We start from the raw sequence: 8,504 nt of genomic DNA, 5'->3' as shown, positions 1-8,504 counted from the left end.
GCTACGCTCAAGTATGGGTCTTGCAGCTTCTTGTTCCCGCTGAGTCGCCGCCGTGTGAACAACTTGCTAAAAATCAACAATGAAAATATAACATAGCTTAATGAAAAAAGACCCGCCAAGTGCCAGCACTCGTACCGACACTTGTCAGGTCTTTTCCCATTAACGACGACGATTGCGATTACGTAAGAATGTTGGAATATCAAGTGTTTCTTCTATCGACTGATTGGAGCTACGATTGGATTCCATCGTTTGTGGCTCCTCACGTTTTACTTCTCTTTTTGGTTGAACATTGGTATTATTTGTTCGCACTTGATTTAAGTTTGGACGGGATTGTTTCGTTTGAATGGCTTCTTCATTAAACCCTGTTGCAATTACTGTCACAACAATCTCGTCTTTCAAATTTTCGTTAATAACGGAACCGAATATCATGTTCACATCTTGGTCAGAGGCAGAAGCGACAATGTCAGCTGCTTCTTGAACTTCATATAGGCTTAAATTTGTACCACCTGTAATATTCATTAATACGCCTTGAGCACCGTCAATGGATGTTTCTAATAACGGGCTGGAAATCGCTTTTTTAGCTGCCTCAGCCGCGCGGTTTTCACCAGATGCAACACCAATACCCATTAAGGCCGATCCTTTATTAGACATAATTGTTTTTACATCGGCAAAGTCAAGGTTGATTAAACCAGGAACGGCAATTAAGTCTGAAATTCCTTGTACACCTTGACGTAATACATTGTCCGCTTCACGGAACGCTTCTAGCATTGGCGTACTCTTATCAACAATTTCTAGAAGACGGTCGTTTGGAATAACGATTAACGTATCAACTGCTTCTTTCATCGCAGCAATTCCGCCTTGTGCTTGAGTGGCACGTTTGCGACCTTCGAACGTAAATGGGCGTGTTACTACACCTACAGTTAAGGCTCCTAAATCGCGAGCAATTTGAGCGATTACTGGTGCAGCTCCGGTACCCGTACCACCGCCCATACCAGCAGTAACGAATACCATATCTGCTCCTTTTAAAGCTTCCTCAATTTGCTCTTTACTTTCTTCGGCCGCTTTTTTACCTACTTCTGGATTTGCCCCAGCACCAAGACCACGTGTTAATTTTGCACCGATTTGCATTTTAATTTCAGCTTTTGATAGATTTAAAGCTTGTGCGTCCGTATTAACAGCAATAAATTCTACCCCTTGAACACCATGTTCAATCATTCGGTTGACAGCGTTGTTTCCGCCACCACCAACACCTATAACTTTTATTGTGGCAAATTGGTCTAAATTCGTATCAAACTCCAACATGGCAAAATCCTCCTAATTCGTCGATATTCCAATAGATGTATTTACTCAAAAAAGTAACCAAAGAATTTTTTCATTTTTGTTGAAAGTTTATCTTCCTGTTTAGTTGGTTTATTCTCTACCTTCCCCTTCGACTGGACAGTTTTCACTGTATTTTTCTCAGGTATCTCAACAGGAATTGGGCTTGCGCTTACCTTTCTGCCTTGTATTCTGGCAGACTTGTAAGCATACTTTATGAGCCCAACTGATGTTGTATATTGAGGCTCTCTGACACCGATGTAGTCAGGTACGGCAATGCGTACACGATTATGGAAGACAAATTGAGCTAATTCTAAAATACCAGGTATGTTAGCGACACCACCAGTTAGGACAAATCCACCTGGTATATCATGTACACCCATTCGTTTTAATTCATGTAGTACAAGATCAAATGTTTCTTCCAATCTAGCTTCAATAATATCAGCAACTTCTAATTGATTAAACTGTTGGTGTTGATCACTTCCAATAATCGGAACGCTAAACACTTCTTCTTCAGAAGCATGGTCATAAAAAGCGTAACCATATTTTTTCTTGATTCGTTCTGCATCTTCCGTTGTTGTTTTTAACCCGATCGATAAATCTTTTGTAATATGGTCTCCTCCAACTGGGAGGACGCATGTACCTTGAAGATGCCCATGTTCAAAATAAGCAACGGTTGTTGATCCTCCTCCAATATCGATTAGTGCCGTACCCATATTTAATTCATCTTTTGATAAGGCAATGGCCCCAGCAGCAAGGGGTTGGAGCACGATATCAACAATTTCTAACCCAGCTCGTTCCACGCATCTTAAAGTGTTATGTAACATTGTTTTGGAACCAGTAATGATGGTACCTTCCATTTCTAGGCGAACACCAATCATTCCTCGCGGGTCGTTGATTCCATCCAATCCATCTACGATAAATTGTTTTGGGATGACATTAATAATTTCACGCTCAGGAGGAATGGAAATCACTTGGGCTGCATCCATCACCCTAGCCACATCTTCATCGGTTATTTCACGGTTTTCACTCGAAACGGCAACGACCCCGTGACACGGTTGTAACATAACGTGATTACCAGAAACACCGACAATCACTTGATGGATGTTCATCCCAATCATTCTTTCGGCTTGGTCTACCGCTTTTTTAATAGATTGAACAGTTGCATCTATGTCAACTACAGAGCCTTTTTTTATGCCCTCTGAAGGTATATTACCAACTCCAATTATATTTAAGGAATCATTGACCATCTCGCCAATGATAACTTTAATGGTTGAAGTACCAATATCGATACTTACAAAAATTTCATTGCTGTTCATCCTGTGGCACCTCCTTCACAAATCCAATACTTACAAGATCAAAATTACCAAGGAAATGAAAAAATATCTTCTAAAAATATTCGTCAAAAATGTTTTTATCCCTCTAAAAAAATCAATTTTTTTCTGTTTTTTCATTGGTTGTAGACCATTTATGTAACAGTATTCGTCGAATAACAGCGATATTTTGAAACAGGCGAACGCCAAAAGCAAAAACCGCTGCTAAATACAAGTCTACACCAAGATGAACACCTAGAAAAGCTAAACTTGCCGCAAGAAGGATATTAAAGAAAAAGCCGGAAACAAACACTTTTTCATCGTAGGTATCTTGCAAGTGTGCTCTTATACCCCCAAATAACGTATCAAGAGCCGCTAGTACGGCGATGGACAAATAGTTTGAATACTCATCTGGAATCGTAATGTCGGTTAATAACCCGAGCACAATTCCGATGAGAAGTCCTAATATAGGGAGCCACATTATCCATTTCCTCCTTTATCATTGACAGGCTCCAAATAGCGAATACGCAACGTTTGGTTGTACGCAGGAACTGTTATCGATGTTAGCGGTTCCGACACATGTACTTGCAAATTGTCAATGAAAAACTCTTCCACGACACGTGAGACTTTAACCAAGTTATATAGTTTTTCTGCCGATGGAAAATCTTTTGTAACCACCTTAATTTCTAATGGCATTTGATCAATGGACTGACCATTCACTTTCGTTTCCCCGTTGATGTCACGAATAACCGTCGAATTAATCACCCGTTGATCTGCAATAGAGATATGCTCGGCCTCATATTTATTTAATTCATTAACAAGCCGCTGAAGTAGAACAGGTGAAACTTGCGGGACTTCATATCCAAATAATAACTCTTCATGTAAAGGTTCAATCGTTAATATAACCCCTGGGCCCGTGATATCCGTTAAACCTGCTTCTGCTTTTAATTCCTCTAACGTTTCGCGTAACGCTTGTTCTTTACTCTGCTTGCGCTCTGATTCATATTTAGCCATTTTTTCTTCTTGAGAACGAATTTCTTTAATCAAATTCGATTGAAGCTCTTTTTCTTTTAAAAGAGCTTCCCGTAGTTCCCAAATGTCTCGTGTATCCCGCACATCTGGATGTTGAACTGTTTGAAATTGAATGGCCAGCATAAATCCAATGATGATGGTTATGATTGTGAAGTGAATACATTTTCCAACACTCACTCCTTTTCACCTTGCCCTCTTTTTAATAACTTACTTCATGACGTTACGAATCACCATAAATCGGTTCGAGGATGATTTCATTCTTTTTTTCAAGGGTAAAAACAATGTTATCATTGACCAACTGATCTTTAACTCCCCCAGTAATATTTAAAGCAGAAGCTAGAACATCAGGGTCGCCAATTGCGGAAATAACAAACGGTGCTGGATGCTGATAACCATCAACTGTAATGACCGGGCCATCACAAATAATGTAGGAGTTATGTGTTAACCGTTGACCATTAATGGCGACTGCACTAGCACCAGCAATGTACAGCTCATTAACAACTTTAAACACATGATGTTCGTGTACTAAGTAATTATTAACATTTTCTTCTTCTGGGCGATAATCACCATCTGCTAAAGTGACTTCGACCCCTTTTCCCTTGACTTTCACCTTTCCAAGAAACATCCGGTATTTCTCCGCATCCTCCGCTAAGTTAAAAAAGATTTGCTCTTCCTTTGACAGTTCTTGTTCCATTTCGCGAACTTGTTCTTGTTTTTGGAACAATTCCGACTGTAATTGACGTGTTTTTTCTTGGTGTCTGATTAGCTGGGTACGTAATGAATCTTCCTTTTCCCATTGGGAATTGCTAATTACACCTTGATGTTTTGCTTGTCTTGTATGACTATATGAAAAGGCTAATATAAAACCTAGCACTAGGGTGACAAGAGTAAGGATCACATTTCTACCCTTCACTTTCACCTTCCTCATCGTCCACTTCTCCTTCTGTCTCATATGCCCTGAAAAACGAACCGACTTCTAAATCGATGATTCCTTTCACATTCGGATCAATTTGATTAACAATCGATGGATAATAAATCATTTTTTGAGCAAATGTGCGAATGGTTGCACTAACCTCAAATCCGTCATTCATATAAAGAGTAATGTGGTGCTTGTCCGATTCTTTTGGCTCATAATAAATTTCAGAAATAGAATGAATAATTTCTGATGGCAATTGTTCTAATTGATCAATCATTTCATTTAATACCGCCCCTTCCTTAAAGTTGAGCAACAAAGGGGCATATACTGGTAAAGAGGAAGAAGGTTGGTTTTGGATGACCGTCCCGTTTTCTAATACAGGATAAAAGGATTTTCCTTTTACAATATACGCAATTTTCCTGTGTTCCTCTATGGTGATTGTTACCGTACGGAAAAAGGAAACTTGGACAGAAGCCTTTTTTACTTCAGCAAGTGCTTCAATTCGTTGTTGAACTTCGTCTTTATCAATATCCCAAAGATTCATACCAACTGCCAGTTGACTTGCCTGCACAATTTCATTTTCACTAATGGCACTATTTCCTTTAACAGATATGGATTTTACATGACTAAGAGGGGATTGAAAATAGACGATTGACAAAATAAGTGAAAAAAATAAACTAATTAACAATATCAGTCGACGATTTGTTTTTTTTCGTCGCTGCTCCTTTAATTTAGGAATCCTCTCTTCTAATGAAATAACCTTCCCTTTTTCCATGAACCTTCCTCCGAACTTTGAGAACAACTAATCCATTTCTGAAAACGGAAGAACGGCACGAATGGATTCATGCCGTTTCAGCACTACAATCCTCTTTATCTTATTTACGTCCGACATCCAACTCGCTAATTCTATTGTATACGAACCAAAATAAGGATAAAAGAGGAAAATCCGCTTATTTTCTGCCAATAATCTCTACTTCCGTTTCCATGTTGATACCAAATTTTTCACGGATCGTTTTTTTAATATGGTCAATTAACTGTAAGACGTCTTGACATGTCGCTTTATCGGCATTGACAATAAAGTTTCCATGCATATCCGAAATTTGTGCACCGCCAATTTGGTACCCTTTTAGACCAGCCTCTTCGACTAATTTTCCTGCATAGTGAGGAAGAGGATTACGAAAGATACTTCCTGCACATGGATATGACCATGGTTGAGTTTCTTTCCGGTATTCTTTATTCTTTTTAATTTCTGCTATAATTTGTTCTTTATCGCCTTTTTTTAACGTGAAAATAGCTTCAAGGACAATTCCCGGGCGCTTTTTCTGTAATACGGACGTTCGATACGAAAACTCCATTTCTTCATTTGTCAGCCATTCCATCGTTCCATCCGGGAATAAAATGTGTGCTTTCTTTAATATGTTGGAAATGTCTGATCCATGGGCACCAGCATTCATATAAACGGCGCCGCCAACGGATCCAGGAATTCCTCCGGCAAATTCAAGACCAGATAATCCCATACGGCTTATTTGTGTTGCTAACGTCACTAATGAATATCCGCCACCCACACGAATTTCTTCCCCATCAATGTCTAATTGGTCAATGCCTTTACCGAGCTTTATTACAACCCCTTCAATTCCTTCATCAGACACTAAAAGGTTTGAACCTCGACCAATCGCTCGCCATGGTACATCATATTTTGTTATAATATCCATCGTTTTTTTTAAGTCTTCTATCGAGTTTGGTTCCACAAAAACATCTGCTGGACCACCAATTTTGATGGTTGTATGCAAGGAAAGCGGTTCTTGTTTTTTCACCTTCCCTACATTAGCTTCCTGCAATTTATGAATCAATTCCTTCAATTTTTTCGCTCCTCTCCGAAGGTTCATTTTACTTCGTTAACGATTGAATTAAGTTATACAAGCGATTCGAAGCATCTGGTATGCCTAAAGCTTTCGCGTTCTTTTTCATTAACGCTAACTTTTTTTCGTTAGATAAAATAGATTCAATTTTCTTGTACAAACGTTCACTAGTTAACTCGTTTTCAAGGATTAACATAGCTGCATCTTTTTCCGTTAACGCCCGGGCATTTTTTTCTTGATGATTATTCGTCACATACGGACTCGGTATTAATATGGACGGTACACCTAAAGCTGTAAGTTCGGCTAATGTTGTCGCTCCAGCTCTTGAAACAACAAGATCGACACTTGCCAATACTTCAGGCATGTTATGAATGAACGGTACAACCGATACATGGTTGGTCTTTGTGTTTAATAACTTTTCTTGTACCTGTTCATAATGAGCATCACCAGTAACATATAACACTTGAAAGGGAGGGGTTGGATAATTTTTTAACATTTCCACAACCGCTTCATTAATCGGCCGAGCACCACGTGATCCACTAAAAATAAGAACGGTTGGCAGCTCATGAGATAATCCGAATCTTTCTAAAACGCCTTTCCCATTGGCACCTACCACTTCGGTCGCACGAGGATTTCCCGTCAATACGACTTTATCTGCCGGAAAGTACGAATGGGATGATTCAAAACACGTAGCCACATAATCTACGTACCGACTTAAAAATTTGTTTGTTAAACCGGGTACACTATTTTGTTCATGAATAATTGTTGGAATACCCAATTTCGCCGCTGCATACACAACTGGTCCAGAGACGTAGCCACCCGTTCCAATAACGACATCGGGTTGAAATTCTTTTAAATACGCTTTACTATCTTTCACACCTTTTAAAAATCGATAAACGGTTTTAAAATTTTCCAACGACAATGAGCGCTTAAAACCAGTAATTTCGATTGCTTTAAAAGGAATATTTTCTCGCGGAACTAGCTTCGACTCCAGCCCTTTTTCTGTGCCTATATATAAAAATTGCGTGTCCCGGTGATTTTGTTGCAAGGAACGGATAAACGCTAATGCTGGATATATATGGCCGCCCGTTCCTCCCCCACTGACGACAATTTTCATGTTTCCACCTCAGATCTTCATAAACTTTTTCGTATGTATCCTCATATATTTAACGTATGTATCCTTAACATCGATACCCTATTCTACTATATTCTAAACAACACATGGGCGTTAGTAAAACAATGTCATTGAAATTTAAAAAAACTGAATTATTGTAAGAAAAGCGAAGGCGACTGATTAGCCTCGACGTGCGCTGGAGGACCTGCGAGGAGGCTGTTGCCGCCACAGCAGGGCCGAAGCGACGCGAGAGGCTAGGAGCCGGAGCTAGACAATAAGAAAAGCGAAGGCGACTGATTAGCCTCGACGCGCGCTGGAGGACCTGCGAAGGACTTTCGTTGGCTGTTTCTTTCCGTTTCATTCTTTTTTCTTTCTGTTTTTCGGTATTTACTTTCCGTTTGTCATCTTTTACTTTCCAATTTTCTAATTTTACCAATTAAATGTAATTCATTACGAACGAAAAGAAACCTGTATCAACTACAGGTTTCTTTCATTTAATACCTTGCATAACGGCTGATATTTAACAATACACCTACAGCCATTAACATTAATGTTAAGGAAGAGCCTCCGTAGCTTAAAAAAGGCAACGTGATTCCGGTAACTGGCATCAAGCCTGTTACAACACCAACATTAATCATCACTTGTATGGCAATCATCGAAATAATGCCTACTGCCAACAAACTACCGTATAAATCCGGTGCACCTAACGATATGCGAATCCCTCGCCATAATAGTAAAGCGAACAACAATAGAACAAACGTCGCCCCGATAAACCCAAGCTCTTCAGAAATAATAGCAAAAATAAAATCCGTTTGTGGCTCTGGTAAATAAAAAAACTTTTGACGACTTTGCCCAAGTCCTAATCCGAACAAGCCCCCTGGACCGATAGCATAAAGTGACTGGATAATTTGAAAACCGCTCCCTAACGGATCAGACCACGGATCTAAAAAGGA

At 39.5% G+C, this 8,504-nt stretch carries 9 protein-coding genes; all 9 read right to left on the bottom strand.

Going from position 1 to position 8,504, the window contains the following annotated elements:
• Positions 1 to 159: 159 nt before the first annotated feature.
• A complete protein-coding gene (gene ftsZ / locus ABES52_RS12000) occupies positions 160 to 1,302 on the bottom strand; it encodes a cell division protein FtsZ (protein WP_429651394.1) in 1,143 nt (380 codons plus the stop codon).
• 41 nt (positions 1,303 to 1,343) lie between these two features.
• Complete coding sequence (gene ftsA / locus ABES52_RS11995) at positions 1,344 to 2,636, bottom strand: cell division protein FtsA (protein ID WP_429651393.1); 1,293 nt, start codon at positions 2,634 to 2,636, stop codon at positions 1,344 to 1,346.
• Between the two features lie 112 nt (positions 2,637 to 2,748).
• Positions 2,749 to 3,111, bottom strand: a complete 363-nt coding sequence (locus ABES52_RS11990) for a small basic family protein (protein ID WP_429651392.1) — start codon at positions 3,109 to 3,111, stop codon at positions 2,749 to 2,751.
• Complete coding sequence (locus ABES52_RS11985) at positions 3,111 to 3,785, bottom strand: DUF881 domain-containing protein (RefSeq protein WP_429651395.1); 675 nt, start codon at positions 3,783 to 3,785, stop codon at positions 3,111 to 3,113. The genes ABES52_RS11990 and ABES52_RS11985 overlap by 1 nt, the downstream gene beginning before the upstream one ends.
• Positions 3,786 to 3,882: 97 nt before the next feature.
• Positions 3,883 to 4,590 carry a DUF881 domain-containing protein gene (locus ABES52_RS11980; RefSeq protein WP_429651391.1) on the bottom strand — a complete coding sequence of 236 codons (708 nt, stop codon included), beginning with the start codon at positions 4,588 to 4,590 and terminating at the stop codon, positions 3,883 to 3,885.
• Positions 4,565 to 5,353, bottom strand: coding sequence for a cell division protein FtsQ/DivIB (locus tag ABES52_RS11975; RefSeq protein ID WP_429651390.1), 789 nt, complete (start codon positions 5,351 to 5,353; stop codon positions 4,565 to 4,567). Before ABES52_RS11975 ends, ABES52_RS11980 begins: the two co-directional genes overlap by 26 nt.
• A gap of 175 nt (positions 5,354 to 5,528) precedes the next feature.
• Positions 5,529 to 6,437 carry a UDP-N-acetylmuramate dehydrogenase gene (gene murB / locus ABES52_RS11970; RefSeq protein WP_429651389.1) on the bottom strand — a complete coding sequence of 303 codons (909 nt, stop codon included), beginning with the start codon at positions 6,435 to 6,437 and terminating at the stop codon, positions 5,529 to 5,531.
• A 28-nt stretch (positions 6,438 to 6,465) separates the two neighbouring features.
• Positions 6,466 to 7,554 (bottom strand): undecaprenyldiphospho-muramoylpentapeptide beta-N-acetylglucosaminyltransferase, encoded by a 1,089-nt coding sequence (gene murG, locus ABES52_RS11965; RefSeq protein ID WP_429651388.1) that lies wholly within the window; start codon positions 7,552 to 7,554, stop codon positions 6,466 to 6,468.
• A gap of 491 nt (positions 7,555 to 8,045) precedes the next feature.
• The coding region (locus ABES52_RS11960) for an FtsW/RodA/SpoVE family cell cycle protein (RefSeq protein ID WP_429651387.1) at positions 8,046 to 8,504 on the bottom strand (459 nt) is incomplete at its 5' end.

It is taken from the genome of Aeribacillus pallidus, assembly GCF_050478865.1.
GTDB lineage: Bacteria > Bacillota > Bacilli > Bacillales > JACDOC01 > JACDOC01.
Note: the sequence above shows the minus strand (reverse complement) of the source record. Positions and strands in the feature narration are given on the sequence as shown.

Coding starts and splice junctions, on each gene's coding strand:
- ftsZ (WP_429651394.1), bottom strand. CDS start 1,302: ATGTTGGAGTTTGATACGAATTTAGACCAATTTGCCACAATAAAAGTT.
- murG (WP_429651388.1), bottom strand. CDS start 7,554: ATGAAAATTGTCGTCAGTGGGGGAGGAACGGGCGGCCATATATATCCA.
- ABES52_RS11975 (WP_429651390.1), bottom strand. CDS start 5,353: ATGGAAAAAGGGAAGGTTATTTCATTAGAAGAGAGGATTCCTAAATTA.
- ftsA (WP_429651393.1), bottom strand. CDS start 2,636: ATGAACAGCAATGAAATTTTTGTAAGTATCGATATTGGTACTTCAACC.
- ABES52_RS11990 (WP_429651392.1), bottom strand. CDS start 3,111: ATGTGGCTCCCTATATTAGGACTTCTCATCGGAATTGTGCTCGGGTTA.
- ABES52_RS11985 (WP_429651395.1), bottom strand. CDS start 3,785: ATGCTGGCCATTCAATTTCAAACAGTTCAACATCCAGATGTGCGGGAT.
- ABES52_RS11980 (WP_429651391.1), bottom strand. CDS start 4,590: ATGAGGAAGGTGAAAGTGAAGGGTAGAAATGTGATCCTTACTCTTGTC.